Origin of the sequence: Duganella guangzhouensis (genome assembly GCF_009674535.1) — a bacterium.
Classification (GTDB): domain Bacteria; phylum Pseudomonadota; class Gammaproteobacteria; order Burkholderiales; family Burkholderiaceae_D; genus Rugamonas; species Rugamonas guangzhouensis.
In genome coordinates, this window is sequence record NZ_WKJK01000014.1 from 22,985 (window position 1) to 43,791 (window position 20,807).

At 63.1% G+C, this 20,807-nt stretch carries 21 protein-coding genes; 16 read left to right on the plus strand and 5 right to left on the minus strand.

The window, feature by feature from the left end; genetic code table 11:
• Positions 1-41: 41 nt before the first annotated feature.
• Positions 42-248 (minus strand): hypothetical protein, encoded by a 207-nt coding sequence (locus GJ699_RS23595; RefSeq protein WP_154380955.1) that lies wholly within the window; start codon positions 246-248, stop codon positions 42-44.
• Positions 249-383: 135 nt separating this feature from the next.
• On the opposite strand from GJ699_RS23595, the gene GJ699_RS23600 reads away from it, so the two are divergent.
• Complete coding sequence (locus tag GJ699_RS23600) at positions 384-2,405, plus strand: phosphocholine-specific phospholipase C (RefSeq protein ID WP_371867649.1); 2,022 nt, start codon at positions 384-386, stop codon at positions 2,403-2,405.
• Between the two features lie 72 nt (positions 2,406-2,477).
• Here GJ699_RS23600 and sodB read toward each other — a convergent pair whose 3' ends face one another.
• On the minus strand, positions 2,478-3,056 hold the full coding sequence (gene sodB / locus GJ699_RS23605) for a superoxide dismutase [Fe] (RefSeq protein WP_154380957.1): 579 nt from the start codon (positions 3,054-3,056) through the stop codon (positions 2,478-2,480).
• A 136-nt stretch (positions 3,057-3,192) separates the two neighbouring features.
• Positions 3,193-4,212 (minus strand): LacI family DNA-binding transcriptional regulator, encoded by a 1,020-nt coding sequence (locus GJ699_RS23610; RefSeq protein WP_308495533.1) that lies wholly within the window; start codon positions 4,210-4,212, stop codon positions 3,193-3,195.
• 210 nt (positions 4,213-4,422) lie between these two features.
• Here GJ699_RS23610 and glk point away from each other — a divergent pair, with 210 nt between their 5' ends.
• Positions 4,423-5,415: a glucokinase gene (gene glk, locus GJ699_RS23615; RefSeq protein ID WP_154380959.1), complete on the plus strand. Its 993-nt coding sequence runs from the start codon at positions 4,423-4,425 to the stop codon at positions 5,413-5,415.
• A 94-nt stretch (positions 5,416-5,509) separates the two neighbouring features.
• On the opposite strand, the gene xseA is transcribed toward glk, so the two are convergent.
• Positions 5,510-6,838: an exodeoxyribonuclease VII large subunit gene (gene xseA / locus GJ699_RS23620; protein ID WP_154380961.1), complete on the minus strand. Its 1,329-nt coding sequence runs from the start codon at positions 6,836-6,838 to the stop codon at positions 5,510-5,512.
• A gap of 1,079 nt (positions 6,839-7,917) precedes the next feature.
• Here xseA and GJ699_RS23625 point away from each other — a divergent pair.
• From GJ699_RS23625 to GJ699_RS23660, 8 genes are all read left to right on the plus strand, one after another.
• Positions 7,918-8,523, plus strand: a complete 606-nt coding sequence (locus tag GJ699_RS23625) for a MotA/TolQ/ExbB proton channel family protein (RefSeq protein WP_154380963.1) — start codon at positions 7,918-7,920, stop codon at positions 8,521-8,523.
• A 9-nt stretch (positions 8,524-8,532) separates the two neighbouring features.
• Complete coding sequence (locus GJ699_RS23630; RefSeq protein WP_154380965.1) at positions 8,533-8,967, plus strand: ExbD/TolR family protein; 435 nt, start codon at positions 8,533-8,535, stop codon at positions 8,965-8,967.
• Positions 8,954-10,042, plus strand: a complete 1,089-nt coding sequence (lpxK, locus tag GJ699_RS23635; RefSeq protein WP_371867650.1) for a tetraacyldisaccharide 4'-kinase — start codon at positions 8,954-8,956, stop codon at positions 10,040-10,042. The genes GJ699_RS23630 and lpxK overlap by 14 nt, the downstream gene beginning before the upstream one ends.
• Positions 10,023-10,199 (plus strand): Trm112 family protein, encoded by a 177-nt coding sequence (locus GJ699_RS23640; RefSeq protein ID WP_008446346.1) that lies wholly within the window; start codon positions 10,023-10,025, stop codon positions 10,197-10,199. Before lpxK ends, GJ699_RS23640 begins: the two co-directional genes overlap by 20 nt.
• A 2-nt stretch (positions 10,200-10,201) precedes the next feature.
• The gene (gene kdsB / locus GJ699_RS23645) at positions 10,202-10,948 is read left to right on the plus strand and encodes a 3-deoxy-manno-octulosonate cytidylyltransferase (RefSeq protein ID WP_371867651.1); all 747 of its coding nucleotides are present in this window, start codon (positions 10,202-10,204) and stop codon (positions 10,946-10,948) included.
• A gap of 177 nt (positions 10,949-11,125) precedes the next feature.
• Complete coding sequence (gene adk, locus GJ699_RS23650; protein ID WP_154380967.1) at positions 11,126-11,782, plus strand: adenylate kinase; 657 nt, start codon at positions 11,126-11,128, stop codon at positions 11,780-11,782.
• A 226-nt stretch (positions 11,783-12,008) separates the two neighbouring features.
• Positions 12,009-14,144 carry a sodium-translocating pyrophosphatase gene (locus GJ699_RS23655; RefSeq protein ID WP_154380969.1) on the plus strand — a complete coding sequence of 712 codons (2,136 nt, stop codon included), beginning with the start codon at positions 12,009-12,011 and terminating at the stop codon, positions 14,142-14,144.
• A gap of 71 nt (positions 14,145-14,215) precedes the next feature.
• Entirely contained in the window at positions 14,216-14,659 is a 444-nt protein-coding gene (locus GJ699_RS23660) for a hypothetical protein (protein ID WP_154380971.1), read from the plus strand.
• A gap of 69 nt (positions 14,660-14,728) precedes the next feature.
• Here GJ699_RS23660 and GJ699_RS23665 read toward each other — a convergent pair whose 3' ends face one another.
• Positions 14,729-15,202 (minus strand): OsmC family protein, encoded by a 474-nt coding sequence (locus GJ699_RS23665; RefSeq protein WP_154380973.1) that lies wholly within the window; start codon positions 15,200-15,202, stop codon positions 14,729-14,731.
• A gap of 67 nt (positions 15,203-15,269) precedes the next feature.
• On the opposite strand from GJ699_RS23665, the gene GJ699_RS23670 reads away from it, so the two are divergent.
• From GJ699_RS23670 to GJ699_RS23695, 6 genes are all read left to right on the plus strand, one after another.
• Complete coding sequence (locus GJ699_RS23670; protein WP_229262267.1) at positions 15,270-15,890, plus strand: GntR family transcriptional regulator; 621 nt, start codon at positions 15,270-15,272, stop codon at positions 15,888-15,890.
• Positions 15,887-16,573, plus strand: coding sequence for a YjjG family noncanonical pyrimidine nucleotidase (locus tag GJ699_RS23675; protein ID WP_154380977.1), 687 nt, complete (start codon positions 15,887-15,889; stop codon positions 16,571-16,573). The genes GJ699_RS23670 and GJ699_RS23675 overlap by 4 nt, the downstream gene beginning before the upstream one ends.
• 41 nt (positions 16,574-16,614) lie before the next feature.
• Positions 16,615-17,373 carry a 3-hydroxyacyl-CoA dehydrogenase gene (locus tag GJ699_RS23680; protein ID WP_154380979.1) on the plus strand — a complete coding sequence of 253 codons (759 nt, stop codon included), beginning with the start codon at positions 16,615-16,617 and terminating at the stop codon, positions 17,371-17,373.
• A 31-nt stretch (positions 17,374-17,404) separates the two neighbouring features.
• A complete protein-coding gene (locus GJ699_RS23685) occupies positions 17,405-17,746 on the plus strand; it encodes an SMR family transporter (RefSeq protein WP_154380981.1) in 342 nt (113 codons plus the stop codon).
• Between the two features lie 63 nt (positions 17,747-17,809).
• Positions 17,810-19,591, plus strand: a complete 1,782-nt coding sequence (gene ggt / locus GJ699_RS23690; protein WP_154380983.1) for a gamma-glutamyltransferase — start codon at positions 17,810-17,812, stop codon at positions 19,589-19,591.
• Between the two features lie 39 nt (positions 19,592-19,630).
• Positions 19,631-20,806, plus strand: a complete 1,176-nt coding sequence (locus GJ699_RS23695; RefSeq protein ID WP_154380985.1) for a patatin-like phospholipase family protein — start codon at positions 19,631-19,633, stop codon at positions 20,804-20,806.
• The last annotated feature ends 1 nt before the right edge of the window (position 20,807 follow it).

Below are 20,807 nucleotides of genomic sequence, written 5' to 3' on the forward strand. Positions count from 1 at the left end.
GATCTCTGGCTGAGGCGAGAAAGCGGCCATCGCTTTCCAGATCAAATTTTGCCCAGCTCATTATCGAGCTCTGCCAGTATGCGCTTGAAGTCTTCCTCCGTTGTTTCCTTGAAGGCGCGCGTTTCGGCTAGCTTGCGATGTAGCTCGACATCGATTTCGTGTGCGTGCAGCGGGCGTCGCTCAAACACCAGCCCTTTGGGTGGTTTGCCAAGGATAGGTGGCGTTTCGTGTGCGGGTAGCTTTTTCATGATGTCCTCCATCCCACGAACTTATCGTAGCACGTCATCCCGGCTTTGTCGCAGCGCAAACGGGCGGTGGCTCAGCTAGTACTTGCTTGTCACGTGAATTCTGGATAACGTTAATATTCCGACGTAAAAGGGGACGTGGACGTGAAATCGGGCAGACGGAGTTTTCTTCGCAAGGCGGTGGCGGGCGGATTGTATGGCGCGCTGCCGGCGGTGATTCAACAGGCGCTGGCGGTGCCGGCGCACAGTGTCAGCGGCAGTATTCAGGACGTGCAGCACGTGGTGATTCTGATGCAGGAGAATCGCTCGTTCGACCACTACTTCGGCACCCTGAACGGCGTGCGCGGTTTTGGCGACCGCTTCCCGATTCCGCTCCAGGATGGACGCAACGTCTGGCAGCAGCACAATGGCCGCCGCGTGGTGCTGCCGTATCGGCTCGATCAGCAGGCCGGCAATGCGCAGTGCCGGCTCGATCTGCCGCATACCTGGCCGGACGCGCACGCGGCCTGGGACGGCGGCCGCATGGGCTTCTGGCCCAAATATAAAACCGACGCCTCGATGGCCTACTACGGCCGCGAAGAGCTGCCGTTCCAGTTCGCGCTGGCCGAAGCCTTCACCCTGTGCGACGCGTATCACTGCTCGCTGCAGGGCGGCACCAATCCCAACCGGCTGTTCCTGTTCACCGGCACCAACGACCCGGCGGCCGCATGCGGCGGGCCCGCCATCGACAACACCAAGGACGGCATGGGGCCATCGGCCGACGGCTTCACCTGGACCACCTACGCCGAGCGGCTGGAGCAGGCCGGCGTCAGCTGGAAGGTGTATCAGGACATGGCCGATAACTACGACTGCAATCCGCTGGTGCTGTTCCGCCAGTTCCGCGAACAGTACGAAGCTGGCGCCGGCGTGCTGCTGGAGAAGGGGCTCAGTTCGCCGCTGCAGGGCGCCTCGCTGCAAGGGCTGAAGGATGACGTATTGGCTGGCCGGCTGCCGCAGGTATCGTGGATCGTCTCACCGACGCAATACTCCGAACATCCGGAACCCTCGACGCCGGTGCAGGGCGGCTGGTACACCCAGCAAGTGCTGGAGGCGCTGACCGCCAATCCCGAAGTGTGGAGTAAAACCGTATTCCTGCAGATGTACGACGAAAACGACGCCTTCTTCGACCACATGCCGCCGCCGGCGCCGCCATGGCGCAATCGCGACGGCACGCAGTTCGGCAAATCCACCGTGGCGTTTGGGGACGAGTGTCACAGCGATGGCCGCAACTACGGCCTCGGTCCGCGCGTGCCGATGCTGGTGATCTCGCCGTGGAGTAAAGGCGGCTGGGTCAATTCACAGGTATTCGACCACACCTCGGTGCTGCGCTTCCTGGAGCAGCGCTTCGGCGTGCGCGATACCGGCATCAGCGCGTGGCGGCGTGCCGTCTGCGGTGACCTGACCAGCTGCTTCGACTTCGCCGCGCCGGATGCGCGTCCACCGGCGCCGCAGAACCGCAGCAAGGAATGGGCCGACACCGTGCGCGCCGAGCAGCGGCAACTGGGCGGCATCGAAGTGCCGTCGGCGGCCAGGCAGCAATTGCCGCGCCAGGCCGCCGGCGTGCGGCCATCGCGCGCGTTGCCATATCAGCTGCAGGTGAGGGCCGAGGTCACCGGCAATCCCGCCGCGCTGACGCTCCAGTTCCGCAACGAGGGCGGTGTCGGCGCCGTATTCCACGTCTACGACCAGCTGCATCTGGGGCACCGGCCGCGCCGCTACACGGTGGAAGCCGGCAAAGCGCTGGACGATCTGTGGCTGCCAGCGCCGCTGGACGGCGGCCGTTACGACCTGTGGATACTCGGTCCGAATGGCTTCCACCGCCATCTGCAAGGCAGCGTAACCGCAGACCTGAGCGCATCGATGGACAGCCGTGGCGCGCTGGCCTGGGTAGACCTGCGCAACAACGGCAGCGCGCCGTGCACAGTCGAACTACGGCACAACGCCTACCGCACCGATGCGCCGCAAATGCTGGCACTAGCGCCGGGCGCCAGCCACCTATGGCGAATCGACACCGCGCCCCAGCAGCACTGGTACGACATCAGCATCATCAGCACCGACTTCCAGCGCCGCTACGCCGGCCGGCTGGAAACCGGCACCCACAGCATCAGCGATCCCGCTTGAAAAACTCCGGAGTTGGGGTGAAAAAAAAGCCCGCGCGGAGGCGGGCTTTCTTGCTTAGGCTGCCGGTGTCGCTCAGGCGAAGTTGGCGGCAGCGAAGTCCCAGTTGGCGAGCTTGAAGAAGGTCTCGATGAACTTTGGACGTACGTTGCGGTAGTCGATGTAGTAGGCGTGTTCCCACAGGTCGATGGTGATCAGCGCTTTGGCGTCGGTGGTCAGCGGGGTGGCGGCGTTGGAGGTGTTGACGATGTCCAGCGAACCGTCGGCTTTTTTCACCAGCCAGGTCCAGCTCGAACCGAAGTTGCCGACGGCCGATTTGGTGAACTCTTCCTTGAATTTGTCGAACGAACCCCATTTGGCGTTGATGGCGTCAGCCAGCGCGCCTTCCGGTGCGCCTTTGCCGTTCGGGGTCAGGCTGTTCCAGAAGAAGGTGTGGTTCCAGATCTGCGCCGAGTTGTTGAAGATGCCGCCCGACGATTTCTTGACGATTTCTTCCAGCGACAGGTTTTCGAACTCGGTACCTTTGATCAGGTTGTTCAGGTTGGTGACATACGTCTGGTGGTGTTTACCGTAGTGGTATTCCAGGGTCTCTTGCGAAATGGCTGGCGCCAGGGCGTCGATGGCATATGGCAGCGGTGGCAGGGTATGTTCCATTATTCTTCCTTTGTCGTTGAGTGGTGTTGAAACCGGGTCATTTTTGACGAAACGTCCACCATTGTAAAGCGGATGGGCCGTCCCTGCTGGAAATCACCCCGGTTCCGTGTGGATACTATAGCCGCCAACCCGGCCGTCAGCGCACCCGGCGCGTGGTCTCGCGCACGATCAATTCCAGCGGCGGCACCTCGCCGCGCGCCTCGTCGCCGTTGATGATGCGCAGCAGCGCCTGGGTGGCGATGCGGCCGATGTCGTACAGCGGCTGGCGGATGGTGGTCAGCGGCGGCGTGGTGTACGAGGAGCCGGGCAGGTCGTCGAAGCCGACCAGCGAGATGTCGTCCGGCACCCGGATGCCCTTGCGGTACAAGGCCAGCCGCGCGCCATAGGCGCTCAGGTCGTTGGCGGCAAACACGGCGGTGAATTGCTGGTGGGTGTCGAACAGCCGGTTCATGGCCAGCATGCCGCTGGCCTCGTGGTAGTTACCCTCGACGATCAACTGCTCGTCCAGCGGGATGTTGGCTTCCTCCAGCGCGCGCTTGTAGCCGGCCAGGCGCTCGTCGGCGTCGCTGTTGTTGGACGGGCCGGAGATAAAGGCGATCTGACGGTGGCCCAGCTCGATCAGGTGATGCACCGCCAGATAGGCGCCGTATTCATTGTCCATCTTGAAGCCCAGCGCACTGCGGGTTTGCAGCGCGCGGCCGGTCGAGACGATCGGCCGCTGGGTCGAAAAGCGCAGCACGGTGTCATCGTCCATGCGGCCGGACAGCAGGATGATGCCGTCCACCTTGCGCGCCAGCAGCAGCCGCATGCGCTCGGCCTCTTCCTCGGCATTCCAGTGGCCGCTGACGATCACCGACGCAAAGCCAGTGCCCTTGAGGCCGTCGTCGACGCCGCGCAGCGTTTCGTCAAAGAAAGGGGAGGAGATATCCTGCACCACGATGCCGATCGTCATCGAACGGCCTTTTTTCAGCCCCTGCGCCATCTGATTCGGCGCGAAGTTCATTTTCTCGATCGCGGCCAGCACCGCCTGGCGCTTGTCGTCCGAGACCTTGGCGGTGCCGTTGAGGATGCGTGAAACCGTGCTCGGGGACACTCCCGCCTGGCGTGCAACATCCATCAGGGTCGATGGGCCGGAAGAAAGAGGAGTGTCAGCCAAGTTGTTACCTTATCGATGTAGTTATGAAAACCTTTTCTCCGAAGATTACCATATTTTGCCAGCCTCTCCATCAGATGAAGCATTGACTTTCGGGGCATGAGCGTATTTAATGAAAAAGCGGCTTGAAAACGTTTTCATATTATTGCATGAAATCGCGTGAAATATAATGCAGAAACAAGCCCGCATCACCAGAGATAGAACGGAAGAGACATGAAACGCGACGCATTTTCGCACCTCGCGCACGGCCCGCGCATTCTGGCCGACATCGGCGGCAGCAGCGCCAGCTTCGGCCTGGAAACCGCGCCCAACCAGATCGAGGCGATCTGGCTGACCGAGTGCGCCGCCTATCCGACCTTGGGGGCGGCGATGGTGGCCTATCTGTCGCAGCCGGCCACGGTGGCGGCGGGCGGCTACCAGGCGCGCTTTGCCGGCATCGCCATCGCCAATCCGATCGATGGCGACTGGGTCACCATGACCAACCACCACTGGTCGTTCTCGATTGAAGCCGTGTGTTCGCAATTCAGCCTGAAGTCGCTGGTGGTGGTGAACGACTTCACCGCGCTGGCCAGCGCCTTGCCGTATCTGGCGCCGGAGTACAAGCGGCAGATTGGCGGCGGCATCATCCGCAGCGGCGCCACCATCGGTCTGGTGGGCGCGGATGCGGGGCTAGGCGTGTCCGGGCTGGTGCCGGCCGGCGAGCGCTGGATTGCCATCGACAGCGAGGGCGGCCACGCCACCTTCGCGCCGATGAACGAGCGCGAGATCGACATCCTGCGTTACGCGCGGCGCTATCACGAGCATGTGTCGAGTGAGCGGCTGGTGTCCGGCATCGGCATCGCGCTGGTGTACCGCGCGCTGTGCGAGCGGGCGCGGGTCGAGCCGCAGAACCTCAGCACGGCCGAAATCATGGAGCGCGGCATGCACCGGCACGATCCGGTGTGCGAAGAGACGCTCTTGGCGTTTTGCGACATGCTGGGCACGGTGGCCGGCAACGTCGCGTTGACGCTGGGCGCCAAGGGCGGCATCTACCTTGGCGGCCGCACCGTACAGAAGCTGGGCGACTTGCTGGACCGCTCCGGCTTCCGCGCCCGCTTTGAACAGAAGGGCCGCTTCTCAGACTACCTGGCCCACATCCCCACCTACCTCATCACCGAACCCTATCCGACGCTGATCGGCATGTCGGCCATGCTGTCCGCCGCGTAAAACCCGGGGTCAATCCTCCCAAAGCTACACGGGCTCTACCGTAGCGGGACGCTACGGTAGAGCCCGTGTAGCTTTGGGAGGATTGACCCCGGGTTTAGATGGCTTTGGCCTGGGCGCTGCCTTCGGCCAGGCGCAGGTTGATGGTGCTGTCCGGCTTCAGCTGCGACGGTGCGCGCACGACGCTGCCGTGGTCGTCCGTGACGATGGCGTAGCCGCGCTCCAGTGTGCGCTGTGGATTCAGTAATTCCAGTTGTGCAGCTAATGCGCTTAGCGCGTCGCGCTTGTGATGCAGCTGGCGCGCGATGCTGGTGGCGGCGCGGTGCTGCAGGCCGCTTAGCGCGGAGCGGCTGGCGCCGGCGTCGGGCTTGCGTGCGCTCAGGCGGCCGCTCAGGCGTTCCAGTTGATGCCGCGCCTGTGTCAGCGGCGCGCGGTTGGCGTGGGTGAGGGCGGTGGCGTGGGCGCGCAGTTTGTGGCGCTGCTGTTCGATCTGGGCGCCCGGATTCAGCAGCCGGCGCTGGTGGTTGTCCAGTGTCTGCTCGGCGTCGTTCAGGGCGCGCCGCATGGCGCGGCGCAGGTCGATGACGTCGGCTTTCAGTGAGCCGATCCAGTCGGCGCGCGGCGTCGCGGCCAGTTCGGCGGCGGCGGTCGGTGTGGCGGCGCGCAGGTCGGCGGCAAAGTCGCAGATGGTGAAGTCGGTCTCGTGGCCGACGCCGGAAATCACCGGCATGCGGCAGTTGGCCACCGCGTAGGCGACGTCTTCTTCGTTGAACGACCACAGGTCTTCGATGCTGCCGCCGCCACGGCAAACGATCAGTACGTCACACTCATTGCGCAGCGAGGCGGTGTCGATGGCGGCGGCGATTTTCTCGCCGGCCAGTTGACCCTGCACCGGCGTCGGATACAGGATCACTTGCACATGCGGCGCGCGCCGCTGCAGCGCGGTCAGCACGTCGCGCAGCGCGGCGGCCTGCGGGCTGGTGACGATGCCGATCGCGCGCGGGAACATCGGCAGCGCGCGCTTGCGCTCGGGGTGGAACAGGCCGGCCGCGTCCAGCTTTTCCTTCAGCCGCTGAAACGCTTCGAACAGCGAGCCCACGCCGGCGCGGCGGATCGCTTCGACGTTGATCTGGTAATCGCCCCTCGGCCCGTACAGCGTGACCAGCGCCCGCACCTCGACCTTGTCGCCCTCGCGCGGCACGAAGTTGGCGTATTGCGCGCGGCCGCGGAACATCACCGCCCGCACCTGGGCGCCGTCGTCCTTCAGCGTGAAGTACCAGTGGCCCGATGCCGCCCGCGTGAAGTTGGAAATTTCGCCAGATATCCACTGCAAGGGGAAGCTGCGTTCCAGCAGCCGCCCCACCGCCTGGTTGAGCGCGCTGACGCTGATGACGGGGGCGGAATCGTTGCGTTGGTCGAAGTTCATAGATTTCAAAAAAGGAAACTATCCACACTATGTGAGATTGGTCACACAGCGGTCATAGAGCAGGTAAAGCACCAGCTATTATAGGTAGGTCCATGATTTTAAAGGGTAAACATTTCTGCCGTATTTGCGTGCAAAGCGGAAAAGTCCTTATGGATCAAGTACTTTGCCGATGGGGAGGGTGGTTACGCACAAAGTTATCCACAAAAGATGTGTGAAACTTTGGTGACCGATAGGCTTTTTCTTGTTGTTGATTTTATCATGCTCAAAATTTATGCACGGAAAGTATATTGTGACGAATCAATGACTTAATCGGTGCTGTGCACGGTTTCGCACACTTTTATCCACAGAATTTGTGCAAAACTCTGGATTTGTCCACTCGGGGCATGGCTGGGTGAATATGTCTGGCGGTGCATCCGCATGCATTTCACTGCCCTGGTCACCCGGCTAAAACGGCTGCTTTATTTTTACGCATGGCAATTTAGTCCTTGTAAATCAACAGCTTGATTAGCTAAGCGCTTCCTTGCTAACAATCTTATCCACACAAAATGTGCAGAAGTGGACGATAGCAGGAACTTATCGGTCGCGTTTCGGAGCGGGGCGGTGGATAAGCCGGTTTTAAGGGGTGAAACGGGGTAAAAACACGGTTCTGCCAATTTTTTACGCAGGGTAAAAAATCCCTTATAAATCAACGGTATTGGCCATTGCCCAGACCCTTGCTCACAATCTTGTCCACATTAAATGTGAGGAATTCCACAGGCCGCGCAACCCCATTTTGGTTGCGTTATTTTTGCGCACGGGAAAAATATCCTTATGAATCAATGACTTTGTATGAAGGCATGATCTTTGCTCACAATGTTGTCCACAGAATGTGGGCATAACTGGGATAAGCTCACCACCAGCTGCGCGATTTTTGAGCTGCACAAGTATTCTGTTTAAAATCATGTACTTGGCATAAAAGGTCTGAGCTTGCTCACATTATTGTCCACAGAAAATGTTGAGAACTCCACCAGGCACTTGCCGACATCGGCCCAACAAGATACATTGCGCCATTCGGGTGTTTCTATCTACAGGAGTTTGTTTTGCTCGCCATCTTCCAAGCTGCAGGTTGGCCTATCTGGCTGTTGTTGATTGCTTCCATCGTCGCCACCGCCTTGATTATTGAACGCCTGATGTATCTGCGCCGTAGCAAGATCATCCCGCGCAAGCTGCTGGACGAGGTGGTTCAGGTCTATCGCGGCAACCACATCACGCCCGACATCATCGACAAGCTGGAGAAAAGTTCGCCGCTGGGCGTGGTGCTGTCGGCCGCGCTGCGCAATGTGGACGCGCCGCGCGAGGTGATGAAGGAATCGATCGAAGAAGCCGGCAGCGGCGTGGCGCACACGCTGGAGCGCTTCCTCACCACGCTGGGCACGATCGCCTCGCTGGCGCCGCTGATGGGCTTGTTCGGCACGGTGGTCGGCATGATCGAGATTTTCGGTTCGCAGAGCGGCACCGGCTCCAATCCGGCCGCGCTGGCGCACGGTATTTCGGTGGCGCTGTATAACACCGGCTTCGGCCTGGCGATCGCGATGCCGACCCTGGTGTTTTACCGTCACTTCCGCGCGCTGGTGGACAGCTTCATCATCGACATGGAGCAGCAGGCGGTGAAGTTTGTGGATATCGTCCACAGCAAGCGCAAATAAGGGCCGGGTATGAATTTCCGCAAAGGCCAGCGCCGCGAGGATCCGGAGATCAATCTGATCCCGTTTATCGACGTGCTGCTGGTGATCCTGATTTTCCTGATGGTCAGCACCACTTACAGCAAGTTCACCGAGCTGCAAATCACGCTGCCGACCGCTGACGCGCAAAAGGCCACCGACAAGCCGTTCGAGCTGAACGTGACGGTGGATGCCAAGGGCAACTACACCATCAATGGCGAGGCGGTGTCGTTCCGCGACGTCAATGGCTTCGCCGAAGCGATGCGCGAGGCGGCCGGCAAGGGCGGCGACGCCGGCAAGTCGCCGGTGGTGATCGTCAATGCCGACCAGTTCGCCATGCATCAGATGGTCATCAATGTGATGGAAGCGGCGCGTATCGCCGGCTACGACAAACTCACTTTCGCGGCGCAAACCGGTGGCGCAAAATAATTCGTCGGCGCTGGAAGCAACGCTGACGCGTAACTGGCTGCGGCGCGGTCCGCTGGCTTGCGCGCTGTGGCCGCTGTCCCTGCTGTTCCGTCTGCTGAGCGGGCTGCGTGCGGCGCTGTTCCGCGCCGGTGTGCTGAAGTCGTCGCGACTGCCGGTGCCGGTGGTGGTGGTGGGGAATATCTACATCGGCGGCACCGGCAAGACGCCGTTGACGATCTGGCTGGTGCAGGCGTTGCAGGCGGCGGGTATGCGGCCGGGCGTGATTTCGCGCGGCTTCGGCAGTTCGGAGCAGGGTGCGCGTGAGGTGACCGCAGCGTCGACGGCCGCGCAGGTTGGCGACGAGCCGCTGCTGATCCATCAGCGCACTGGCGCGCCGGTGATGGTGGGCCGTGACCGGGCCGCCACCGGCCGCGCGCTGCTGGCCGCGCATCCGGAGGTGGATATCCTGCTGACCGACGATGGCTTGCAGCATTACCAGCTGCAGCGCGACGTCGAAATCATCCTGTTTGACGGCCGTGGCGCCGGCAATGGCTGGCTGCTGCCGGCCGGACCGCTGCGCGAGCCGGTGTCGCGCCGGCGCGATTTCACTGTCATTAATGCGCCGCAACTGACGCCGGCGCTGGCCGCAGCCGTCGGCGCGCGTGCGCCGCTGCAGATGGTGCTGGCCGGCGACGTCGCCGAACAGCTGCGAGATCGCGCCAACCGCCGCACGCTGGCTGAGCTAGCCGAGCTAGCCGACGCGCAGCGCCAGGCTGGCGGCGCCGCGCCGGACGGTTTGCGCATCGCCGCCGCCGCCGGCATCGGCAACCCGGCGCGCTTTTTCACCATGCTGAAAGCGGCCGGACTGCACTTTACAGAGCTGCCTTTACCCGATCATCACGACTTCCAGGACCGGCCTTTTGCCGCCCTGCAGGCCGACTTGATCTTGATGACCGAGAAGGATGCAGTAAAATGTGCGCAAATTGAAGAACTCAGAGACGATCCGCGATTATGGGTCGTCCCGGTAACGGCGCGCATCGACCGCGCGCTGGCCGACCAAATTGTGGAGAAATGTCGTGGACGCTCGATTGCTTGATATCCTGGTATGCCCGGTCTGCAAAGGCCCGCTGGAGTACGATAAAAAGGCGCAGGAAATGATTTGCAAAGGCGACCGCCTGGCTTATCCGATCCGTGACGGTATCCCCATCATGTGGGCCGACGAGGCGCGTACCCTGCAGGACAAGGCGGAATAAGCGTGTCCTTCATCGTCATCATTCCGGCGCGCCTGGCTTCGACCCGGCTGCCGAACAAGCCGCTGGCCGATCTGGGCGGCAAGCCGATGGTGGTGCGCGTGGCGGAGCGCGCCCAGCAGTCCGGCGCGGCCCGCATCATCGTTGCCACCGACCATCAAGACATCCGTGCCGCCTGCGAACAGCACGGGGTGGAAGTGTGCATGACCCGCGCCGACCATCCGTCCGGCACCGACCGCATCGCCGAGGTGGCGCGCACCCTGAACCTGGCGGCCGACGCGGTCATCGTCAACCTGCAGGGCGACGAGCCGCTGATCGATCCAACGCTGCTGCAAGCGGCTGCGGCCCGCATCGGCGCCGAGGTGCCGATGTCTACCTGCGCCCATCCGCTGCACGACGCGGCCGACGCCTTCAATCCGAATGTGGTGAAGGTGGTGCTGGACAAGGCTGGCCGTGCCCTGTATTTCTCGCGCGCGACCATACCGTGGAACCGCGACGCTTTTGCGCAGTCCAAAGACAGCCTGCCAGCCGGCCATGTACCGCTCCGTCACATCGGGCTGTACGCCTACCGCAACGACTTCCTGCAAGCCTACCCGGCGCTGGAAGTGTCGCCGCTGGAAACCATCGAGGCGCTGGAACAGCTGCGCGTGCTGTGGCATGGCTATCCGATTGCCGTGCATGTCACCGACTCGGCGCCGGCCGCCGGCGTGGATACGCCGGAAGACCTGGAACGCGTGCGCCAGCATTACTGATTTTCATCAAAATTCGCGTCAGCGAGTAGTCAGTTACCACTGATATAACGTCTGTGACTGTGCGATATTCATACGGTATATCGCCCTGAAATTGGCGTTGTGGCAGAGTTTTGTGGTAAGTTTCGTACGATCTGACACTAACCAACCATACTCATATATCTGTTTTTAGGAAACTTCATGCGTCTTATTCTGTTAGGAGCACCTGGTGCCGGCAAGGGCACCCAGGCCAATTTCATCAAAGAAAAATACAACATTCCGCAAATTTCCACTGGTGATATGCTGCGCGCCGCCATCAAGGCCGGCACCGAACTGGGTCTGGCCGCGAAGAAAGTGATGGACGCGGGTGGCTTGGTGTCGGATGACCTCATCATCGGTCTGGTCAAGGATCGCCTGACCCAGCCGGATTGCGCCCACGGCTATCTGTTCGACGGCTTCCCGCGCACCATCGCCCAGGCTGACGCCATGAAGGACAGCGGCGTGGCCGTGGACTACGTGCTGGAAATCGCCGTGCCGGACGAGCAGATCATCGAGCGCATCGACGGCCGCCGCTGCCATCCGGCCTCGGGCCGCGTCTACCATGTCAAATTCAACCCGCCTAAAGTCGAAGGCAAGGACGATGTTACCGGCGAAGAGCTGGTGCAGCGCGACGACGACAAGGCCGAGGTGGTGAAGAAGCGTCTGGACGTGTATCACAACCAGACCGAAGTGCTGCTCAGCTACTACAACAACTGGGCGCAGACCGGTGAGCCGGGCGCACCGCAGTACCGTCGCATCGAAGGCGTCGGCCCGGTCGACCAAATTCGTGATGCAGCGTTTGCCGCGCTGTCGAAATAAGCGGTAAAGTAGAGCGGACCGATGGTCCGCTTTTTTTTAGGCCGTTTCAAAAAGACCGCAGCTTCGTTGCGGCGCCTCGCCGTGCATTCGCACTGTCTTCGTCGCCGGCGCCTCGCTGCGATCATTTTGAAACGGCCTAACGCCGGACGCCATCCCATTTTTGAAGTTCTGCAGTTCGCACTTCCGTGTGGTTGTAAAGCTTGATCAACAAAAATAAGGGGACACTATGGCAGGCAGCTTATGGTTTGCAGTTGCGTGCGGCGTTATCGCCGTGATCTATGGCTTATGGTCGCGTAGCTGGATCTTGCGACAGGACGCGGGCAATCCGCGCATGCAGGAAATCGCGCTGGCGATTCAACAGGGCGCCGCCGCCTATCTGGCGCGCCAGTACCGCACCATCGGCATCGTCGGCGTGGTGCTGCTCATCCTCATTGCTGTGCTACTCGACACCAGTACCGCGATCGGCTTTCTGATCGGCGCGGTGCTGTCGGGCGCGTGCGGCTTCATCGGCATGAACGTCTCGGTGCGCGCCAATGTGCGCACCGCGCAAGCCGCGTCCAAGGGCATGAACGAGGCGCTGGATGTCGCCTTCAAGGGCGGCGCCATCACCGGCATGCTGGTGGTCGGGCTCGGGCTGTTGGGCGTGGTGCTGTTCTATCTGTTCCTGGTGGCGGGCGTTGGCCCGGACGCCAATCTGCACAAGGTGATCGAGCCGCTGATCGGGCTGGCGTTTGGCGCCTCGCTGATTTCGATCTTCGCGCGGCTGGGCGGCGGCATCTTCACCAAGGGCGCTGATGTCGGCGCCGACCTGGTCGGCAAGGTCGAAGCCGGGATTCCGGAAGACGACCCGCGCAACCCGGCGGTGATTGCCGATAACGTCGGCGACAACGTCGGCGACTGCGCCGGCATGGCGGCCGACCTGTTTGAAACCTATGTGGTGACGCTGATCGCCACCATGCTGCTGGGTGCGCTGCTGATGGGGGCCATGGGCACCACGGCGGTGGTCTATCCGCTGCTGCTGGGGGCGGTATCCATCCTCGCCTCCATCATCGGCTGCTCGATGGTCAAGGCCAAGCCGGGCAAGAAAATCATGTCGGCGCTGTACACCGGACTGTGGTGGGCGGCCGGGCTGTCGCTGATCGGCTTCGTGGTGGTCACCTGGCAGCTGTGGCCTGATGAAACCATGCGCTACAAGATGATCGGCTGCACCGTGGTCGGCATCGTGCTGACCGGGCTGATGGTCTACATCACCGAGTACTACACCGGCACCGACTTCTATCCGGTCAAGCACATTGCCGAAGCCTCGACCACCGGTCACGGCACCAACATCATTGCCGGCCTGGGCGTGTCGATGAAATCGACCGCGTGGCCGGTGCTGGCGGTGTGCGCCGCGATCCTGATTTCCTACCAGCTGGGCCAGCTGTATGGCGTGGCGATCGCGGCCACGGCGATGCTGTCGATGGCCGGCATCGTGGTGGCGCTGGACGCCTACGGCCCGATCACCGACAACGCCGGCGGCATCGCCGAAATGTCCGGCATGCCGGACTCGGTGCGGGCGATTACCGATCCGCTGGACGCGGTGGGTAACACCACCAAGGCCGTCACCAAGGGCTACGCGATCGGCTCGGCCGGGCTGGCGGCGCTGGTGCTGTTTGCCGATTACACGCACGCGCTGGAATCGGCCGGGCGCAGCATCGCGTTCGATTTGTCGAACCCGATGGTGATTGTCGGCCTGATCATCGGCGGCCTGGTGCCGTACCTGTTCGGCGCCATGGCGATGGAAGCGGTGGGGCGGGCGGCCGGCGCGGTGGTGGTGGAAGTGCGGCGCCAGTTCCGCGACATCAAGGGCATCATGGAAGGCACGGCCAAGCCGGAGTACGACAAGGCGGTCGACATGCTGACTGCGTCGGCGATCAAGGAAATGATCGTGCCATCGCTGCTGCCGGTGGTGGTGCCGGTGCTGGTCGGCATGCTGCTGGGTTCGGCCGCGCTGGGCGGCATGCTGATGGGCACCATCGTCACCGGCCTGTTCGTCGCGATTTCGATGACCACCGGCGGCGGCGCCTGGGACAACGCCAAGAAATACATCGAAGACGGCCACCACGGCGGCAAAGGTTCGGATGCGCACAAAGCGGCCGTGACCGGCGACACCGTCGGCGACCCGTACAAGGACACGGCCGGGCCGGCGGTCAACCCGCTGATCAAGATCATCAACATCGTCGCGCTGCTGCTGGTGCCGTTGTTGCCGGCAGCCGGCTGGCTGGCGGTGTCACCGCCGACGCCGACACTGGCCTCGGCCCCGCCACCGGCCGTGGTGGTGCCAGCCGAAGTGCCGCCGCCACCACCGTTGCGGCCGCAGTAAGTTACCAATTGTATCGGCGGCTTCCCTCCTGGCGTGCATCTGCTAATAATGGAGATGAAGGAGGGAAGCCCATGCACATCATCAAACCCGCCGCGCTGACCGCCGTGTTGCTGATCGGTCTGCTGGTGTGCGCCGATGCCTGGGCCGACAATCCTGAACAGATGTCGGCCGAAGCCTACGCCAAGCTGCCCGTCTGCAAGCTGAACTCGGATGGCACCTCGCTGCAAGTCCAACCCTGCCGCACGGCGCCGGCGCAATCACCGATGCCGCGCCGGCCGGTGCCGCAGATCATCGAACGCCAGCCACAAACCCGCGTCTCACCACAGCCCGCCATGCCGGTGCCGCCAACGCCGCCGGCCACGCCCAGCCTGGCGCGACCACCGGTGCCGATCACCAGCTGCGACGCCGGCGGCTGCAACGGCGCCAACGGCGTACGCTACAACAACACCGGCAATGGCGTGGCCGGTCCCAACGGCAAAGTCTGCACCCGCGCCGGCGCCACCGTCCAATGCTGAATGTCGAGTTCGTGTCCACTTTTGGCCCCACTTCGGGGTCAGACCCCGAAGTGGACATTCGGTCGCGCGCTATTCAATGTCCACTTTCGGGGTCTGACCCCGAAGGTGGACATTGGCTTCGCAGTGGATGGGGAAGTTGACGGAGTTGGCGATGTAGCACTTTTCGTGCGCGGTGTGATGCAGTTGTAGTGCCAGTTCACGGTCACCGGCGGCGATGGTTACGCGTGGACGCAAGACCACGCGCTGCATGCGTTCGTCGTCCATCGTGCCTTCGGCGTGGTCTTCGTAGGCGGTGACGATGATGCCGGCCTCGGCGCACAGGTGCAGATACCACAGCTTGTGGCAGGCCGAGGCTGACGCCACCAGTAATTCTTCCGGATTCCAGCGCGTGGCGTCGCCCCGAAACGCAGGGTCCGACGAGCCGGGAATTGTCTGCTTGCCGGCCGCGCTGATCTCGTGTTCGCGCCCGTAATCCCGATAGCCGGAGGTGCCGCTGCCACGGTTGCCGGTCCATTGCACGGTGAGCTGGTAGTGATGTTCCATTCGAGCCTCCAGTGGTTGAGGATGGAAATAGTACACTGATATGGTATTTTGGTATACCATTTCGACCATGAGCACATCACTGAATCTTGCTGCCGAGCTGCGCGCTCTGATCGCCAGCGGCGCGTTGCCGGACGGCGCCCGGCTGGTCGAGCGCGAGCTGGCCGAGCGCTTTGCCGTCAGCCGCATCCCGTTGCGAGAGGCGATCCAGAAGCTGGCCGCCGAAGGGCTGCTGGAGCAGCATCCCAATCGCGGCGCGGCAGTGCGCACGCTGAGCGTGACCGATATCGAAGAAATCTACAGCCTGCGCATGCTGCTGGAAGGCGATGCCATCCACCGCGCCGTGCAGCGCATGGATGCGGAAACGCTGGCCCGTGTTGAGCTGGTGCACCGCCTGCTGGGCGAGGCCGCCAGCGCCGACAAGCAGGGTGAGTTGAACCGTGAGTTCCACGCCTTGCTGTACGCGCCGTGCGGCAATCAGCGGCAGCTGCAAGCCATCCGCGAACTGCGCGGCCAGGTCGAGCGCTACGAGCGCCTGCAGGCGCGGCTGATGGCTGATACCCCGGCGTTCCAGCACGAGCACGAAGCCATCCTGCACGCCTGCCAGGCGCGCGACGCCGAACGCGCCCGCGCGTTGACGGTGCAACATCTGGCTTCAGCCCAACGCATCATTTTGAAAGCAATCCAATGAAGCACACGCTTTTCCTGTTTGACCTTGACGATACGCTGCTGGACTTCAAAGCTTCCGAGCAGCTGTCTTTCAGCCGTACCTTGCAACAGCTGGGCTACGACGGCGCCACCGACAATCTGTTCCCGCAGTACCAGGCCATCAACCTGGCGCTGTGGCGTGCCTTTGAAACCGGTACGGTCAGCAAGGATTTCCTCAAGGTCGAGCGCTTCCGCCAGACCTTCGCCGCCCACGAGCTGGCGCTGGACCCGGCCACCGCCAGTGCTCTGTATCTGGAAGCGCTGTCCGATACCGTGGTGCTGATCGACGGCGCGCTGGCGCTGTGCCGTCAACTGGCCGCGCACGGCGAGATCGGCATCATCACCAACGGCGTGCAGGCGATTCAGCACCGCCGCATCGCCAGCTCGGGACTGGGCGAGCACATTTCCTTCATCGCCACCTCCGAAGCCTGCGGCCACGCAAAGCCGGACAGCCGTTTTTTCGAATACACCACCGGCATGGCGCGCGCCTTCAGCAAGCCCCACACCATCATCATCGGCGACCGCCTGGATGCCGATATCCTCGGCGCCAACCGCTACGGCATCGACAGTTGCTGGTTCAATCCGGCCAAGCTGCCGAACGACTCGGAAGCCCGTCCCACCTATGAGGTCGCTCGCCTGGATGCGATACCCAACGCCTTGCTATAATACTGACGTTTACGTAAACGTCAAATAACAAGGAGGCAGGCATGCAGATTAAGGACAGCGTATTCATCGTCACCGGCGGCGCATCGGGACTGGGCGCGGGCACGGCGCGGATGTTGGCGGCGCACGGCGGCAAGGTGGTGCTGGCGGATGTGCAGGCCGATGCCGGCCAGGCGCTGGCGGCCGAGCTGCACGGAACTTTCGTGCGCTGCGACGTGACCTCCGAGGCCGACGGCCAGGCGGTGGTGGCGGCGGCGCTGGCGCTGGGCACTTTGCGTGGCATCGTCAATTGCGCCGGCGTGGCGCCGGCCGCCAAGACGGTTGGCAAGGACGGCCCGCATTCGCTGGAACTGTTCCAGCGCGTGGTGGCCATCAATCTGATCGGCACCTTCAACATGGCGCGGCTGGCGGCTGACGCCATGAGCAAGAACGCGCCGCTGGAGACCGGCGAGCGCGGCGTCATCATCAACACCGCCTCGGTGGCGGCGTTTGACGGCCAGATCGGTCAGGCCGCTTACGGTGCGTCCAAGGCCGCCGTGGCCGGCCTGACGCTGCCGATGGCGCGCGACCTGTCGCGCAACGGCATCCGCGTCATGACCATCGCCCCCGGCATCTTCGAAACGCCGATGCTGACCGGTATGCCGCAGGAAGTGCAGGATGCGCTGGGCGCCATGGTGCCGTTCCCGCCGCGCCTGGGCAAGCCGGCCGAGTATGCACAACTGGCGCGGGCCATCATCGAAAACCCGATGCTGAACGGCGAAACCATCCGCCTCGATGGCGCAATCCGCATGCAACCGAAGTAATTTGTGGCGGCGGCCTGTATAATCGGCGCCCATGAATCCTACACTCCTCGGTTACTTATGGGTGGCCCTGGCCTCGGTTGCCAGCGCCGCCGCTACCTTCCTGATCAAGATGTCCAGCCAGGCCGGCGCTGGCATCAGCTTCGCGCGCCTGGCCTGGCTGGGCAGCGCCTGCGGCGCCTACGGGCTTGGTTTTGTCTGCTACGCGTTTGCGCTGGAACGGCTGGCGATCAGTCTGGCTTATCCGGTCATGACCGCGATCACCATCGTGATGGTGACGATGATCGGCACCATGGCGCTGCAAGAGTCGCTGACGCCGGTGAAGGTGTTTGGCCTGCTGCTGATCGGCGCTGGCGCCTTCGTGGTGTCGAGATAGTCCACAAATAAAACAATCTAAACAATTTCGTGTACGATGCCAAAGATCGTCTTTGGAGAGTACATGAAACGTTTGAAGATACTGGCGCTGAGTGCCGCCATCCTCGGCGCCCTGCATGCGCCATCGTACGCGCAGCGCGCCACCACGCCGGATGCGGCGCCGGAAATCGCCACCGGCTATGCCGAAAAAGCCGGCAAGTCCTCGCACAAATTCATGGTGGCGGCAGCCAATCCGCTGGCCACCCAGGCCGGTTATCAGATGCTGAAGCAGGGCGGCGCCGCCATCGACGCGGCGATCGCCATGCAACTGGTGTTGACGCTGGTGGAGCCGCAATCGTCCGGCATCGGCGGCGGCTCTTTCCTGATGTACGCCGACGGCAAGCGCGTGCAATCCTACGACGGTCGCGAAACCGCGCCCGCCACTGCGGACGAACATCTGTTCCAGGACGCCCAGGGCAAGCCGCTGTCGCGCGAAGCCGGCATCGTCGGCGGCCGTTCGGTCGGTGCGCCCGGCGTGCTGCGCATGCTGGAGCTGGCGCACAAGCAGCACGGACGTTTGAAGTGGAAGGCGCTGTTCCAGCCGGCGATTCAGCTGGCGGAAAACGGCTTCGCGGTCAGTCCGCGCCTGAATGCGCTGATCTCGCACGACAAATTCCTGGCGCGCGATCCGGTCGCCCGCGCCTACTTCTACGATGAAGACGGCAAGCCGCGCGCGGTCGGCTACATTCTGAAGAATCCCGAGCTGGCGCGCACGCTGCGTGAAATCGCCGACGGCGGCGCCGATGCTTTCTACAAGGGCCGCATCGCCACCGACATCGCCGCCAAGGTGGCCGCGCATCCCACCAATCCGGGCAAGCTGACCGCCGCCGACATCGCCGGCTATCAGGCCAAGGAACGCGCGCCGATCTGCAGCGATTATAAAAAGTGGACCGTGTGCGGCGCGCCGCCGCCATCGTCCGGCGGCATCGCCATCGCGCAGATGCTGGGTATCCTGGCATACAAGGACATCAGCCCGTACAAGCCGGTGAATGGCCAACTGACGGCGGAAGGCATCCACCTGTTCACCGAAGCCGGCCGCCTGGCTTACGCCGACCGTAACCGCTACGTGGCCGACACCGACTTCGTGCCACTGCCGGGCAAGGGCGTCAGCGCCATGCTGGACCCGGGCTACCTGAAACAGCGCGCGGCGCTGATCGGCGAGCAGTCGATGGGCACCGCCCATTACGGCACGCCGGACAGCATGCAGGTGGCCTGGGGCACCGACAACGCGATCCAGACCCCATCCACCTCGCACCTGGTGGCGGTGGATGCCTATGGCGGCGGCCTGTCGATGACCACCTCGGTGGAAGACGCCTTCGGCTCGCGCCAGATGGTGGATGGCTTCATGCTGAATAACCAGCTGACCGACTTCTCGTTCGACTCGCAGGACACCGACGGCCCGATCGCCAACCGCGTGCAGGCCGGTAAACGCCCGCGCAGCGCGATGTCGCCAACGCTGGTGTTTGACAAGGGCACCCACCAGTTGGTGCTGGCCACCGGTTCGCCGGGCGGCTCGGCCATCATCAACTACGTGGCCAAGGTGCTGGTGGGGACGCTGGACTGGGGGCTGGATGTACAGCAGGCCATCAGCCTGCCCAACCTCGGCAGCCGTAATGGCCCGACCGAGCTGGAAGCGGGACGCGTCAGCCGCGCCGTGGTGGCCGAGTTGAAAGCGCGTGGCCACGACATTCGCGAATTCGAGCAGAATTCGGGCTTGCAGGGGATTCAGCGCCGCACCGTCAACGGCCAGCAGGAGTGGTTTGGCGGCGCCGATCCACGCCGCGAGGGTGTCGTTTTAGGGGATTAATTCTTCCCAAAATGACAAAGACCCTGCTACTCTTGTCGGATGGGTATGCAAAAGAAAACAGGCTTGATCCTGACCGGGGGCGGTGCGCGCGCCGCTTACCAGGTTGGTGTACTGCAGGCGATCTCGGAAATCTTGTGGGAAGAGGGCTGGCCGCCGGCCCGCAATCCGTTCGACATTATCTGTGGCACCTCGGCCGGGGCGATCAACGCCACCGCGCTGGCCTGCCGGGCCGATAACTTCGGCGAGGGCGTGCAAAAGCTGCTGGACGTCTGGCAGAACATCAAGGTCGAGGAAGTCTACCGCGCCGATTCACTGGGCGTGATCCGCTCCGGCGCGCGCTGGCTGTCGCTGCTGTCGTTTGGCTGGCTGCTGCGCAAATGGCGCGCCGCGCCGCCACGCTCCCTGCTCGACAACACGCCGCTGGTCGGCCTGCTGCACCGCATGCTGGACTTGCCACGGCTGGACATGGTGCTGTCCGAAGGGCTGCTGCACGCGTTGGCCGTCACCGCTTCGTCCTACAGCGCCGGCAACCACCTGACCTTTTACCAGACCGCGGCCGATATCGCGCCGTGGGTCCGTACCCAGCGCGTGGCGCTGCAAGACCAGATCGGCGTCGAGCATCTGCTGGCGTCGTCGGCGATTCCGTTCATCTTCCCGGCCACGCCGCTGTTCATGGGCGGCCACCGCGAATACTGCGGCGATGGTTCGATGCGCCAGCTGGCACCGATCTCGCCGGCGATCCATCTCGGCGCCTCCAAGGTGCTGGTGGTGGGCGCCGGCCGCCTGACCGAGCCGGCGCGCAGCGTCGAGGAGCGCAACGCGGCGCGTTATCCCAGCCTGGCGCAGATCGCCGGCCATGCGCTGTCGTCGATCTTCCTCGACGGCCTGGCGGTCGACATCGAGCGGCTGGAACGCATCAACCGCACGCTGTCCATGCTGCCGCCGGAGCTGCTGGAGAAAACGCCATTGAAACCGGTGCAGCTGCTGGTGATCGCGCCGTCCGAACGACTGGACGATATCGCCGTGCGCCACATCGCCAGCCTGCCGGCGCCAATCCGCGCCATGTTGTCCGGCATCGGCGCGACCGAGGCGCGCGGTTCGGCGCTGGCGTCCTATCTGCTGTTCGAATCCACCTACACCTGCGAGTTAATTCGTCTCGGCCAGCGCGACACTTTTGCGCGCAAGAGCGATGTACTGGCCTTCTTTGAATCCTGAC

Excerpts from the sequence above, each read along its gene's own strand:
- GJ699_RS23595 (WP_154380955.1), bottom strand. The coding sequence starts at position 248 with ATGAAAAAGCTACCCGCACACGAAACGCCACCTATCCTTGGCAAACCA.
- sodB (WP_154380957.1), bottom strand. The coding sequence starts at position 3,056 with ATGGAACATACCCTGCCACCGCTGCCATATGCCATCGACGCCCTGGCG.
- glk (WP_154380959.1), top strand. The coding sequence starts at position 4,423 with ATGAAACGCGACGCATTTTCGCACCTCGCGCACGGCCCGCGCATTCTG.
- xseA (WP_154380961.1), bottom strand. The coding sequence starts at position 6,838 with ATGAACTTCGACCAACGCAACGATTCCGCCCCCGTCATCAGCGTCAGC.
- GJ699_RS23630 (WP_154380965.1), top strand. The coding sequence starts at position 8,533 with ATGAATTTCCGCAAAGGCCAGCGCCGCGAGGATCCGGAGATCAATCTG.
- adk (WP_154380967.1), top strand. The coding sequence starts at position 11,126 with ATGCGTCTTATTCTGTTAGGAGCACCTGGTGCCGGCAAGGGCACCCAG.
- GJ699_RS23655 (WP_154380969.1), top strand. The coding sequence starts at position 12,009 with ATGGCAGGCAGCTTATGGTTTGCAGTTGCGTGCGGCGTTATCGCCGTG.
- GJ699_RS23660 (WP_154380971.1), top strand. The coding sequence starts at position 14,216 with ATGCACATCATCAAACCCGCCGCGCTGACCGCCGTGTTGCTGATCGGT.
- GJ699_RS23665 (WP_154380973.1), bottom strand. The coding sequence starts at position 15,202 with ATGGAACATCACTACCAGCTCACCGTGCAATGGACCGGCAACCGTGGC.
- GJ699_RS23670 (WP_229262267.1), top strand. The coding sequence starts at position 15,270 with ATGAGCACATCACTGAATCTTGCTGCCGAGCTGCGCGCTCTGATCGCC.
- GJ699_RS23675 (WP_154380977.1), top strand. The coding sequence starts at position 15,887 with ATGAAGCACACGCTTTTCCTGTTTGACCTTGACGATACGCTGCTGGAC.
- GJ699_RS23680 (WP_154380979.1), top strand. The coding sequence starts at position 16,615 with ATGCAGATTAAGGACAGCGTATTCATCGTCACCGGCGGCGCATCGGGA.
- GJ699_RS23685 (WP_154380981.1), top strand. The coding sequence starts at position 17,405 with ATGAATCCTACACTCCTCGGTTACTTATGGGTGGCCCTGGCCTCGGTT.
- ggt (WP_154380983.1), top strand. The coding sequence starts at position 17,810 with ATGAAACGTTTGAAGATACTGGCGCTGAGTGCCGCCATCCTCGGCGCC.
- GJ699_RS23695 (WP_154380985.1), top strand. The coding sequence starts at position 19,631 with ATGGGTATGCAAAAGAAAACAGGCTTGATCCTGACCGGGGGCGGTGCG.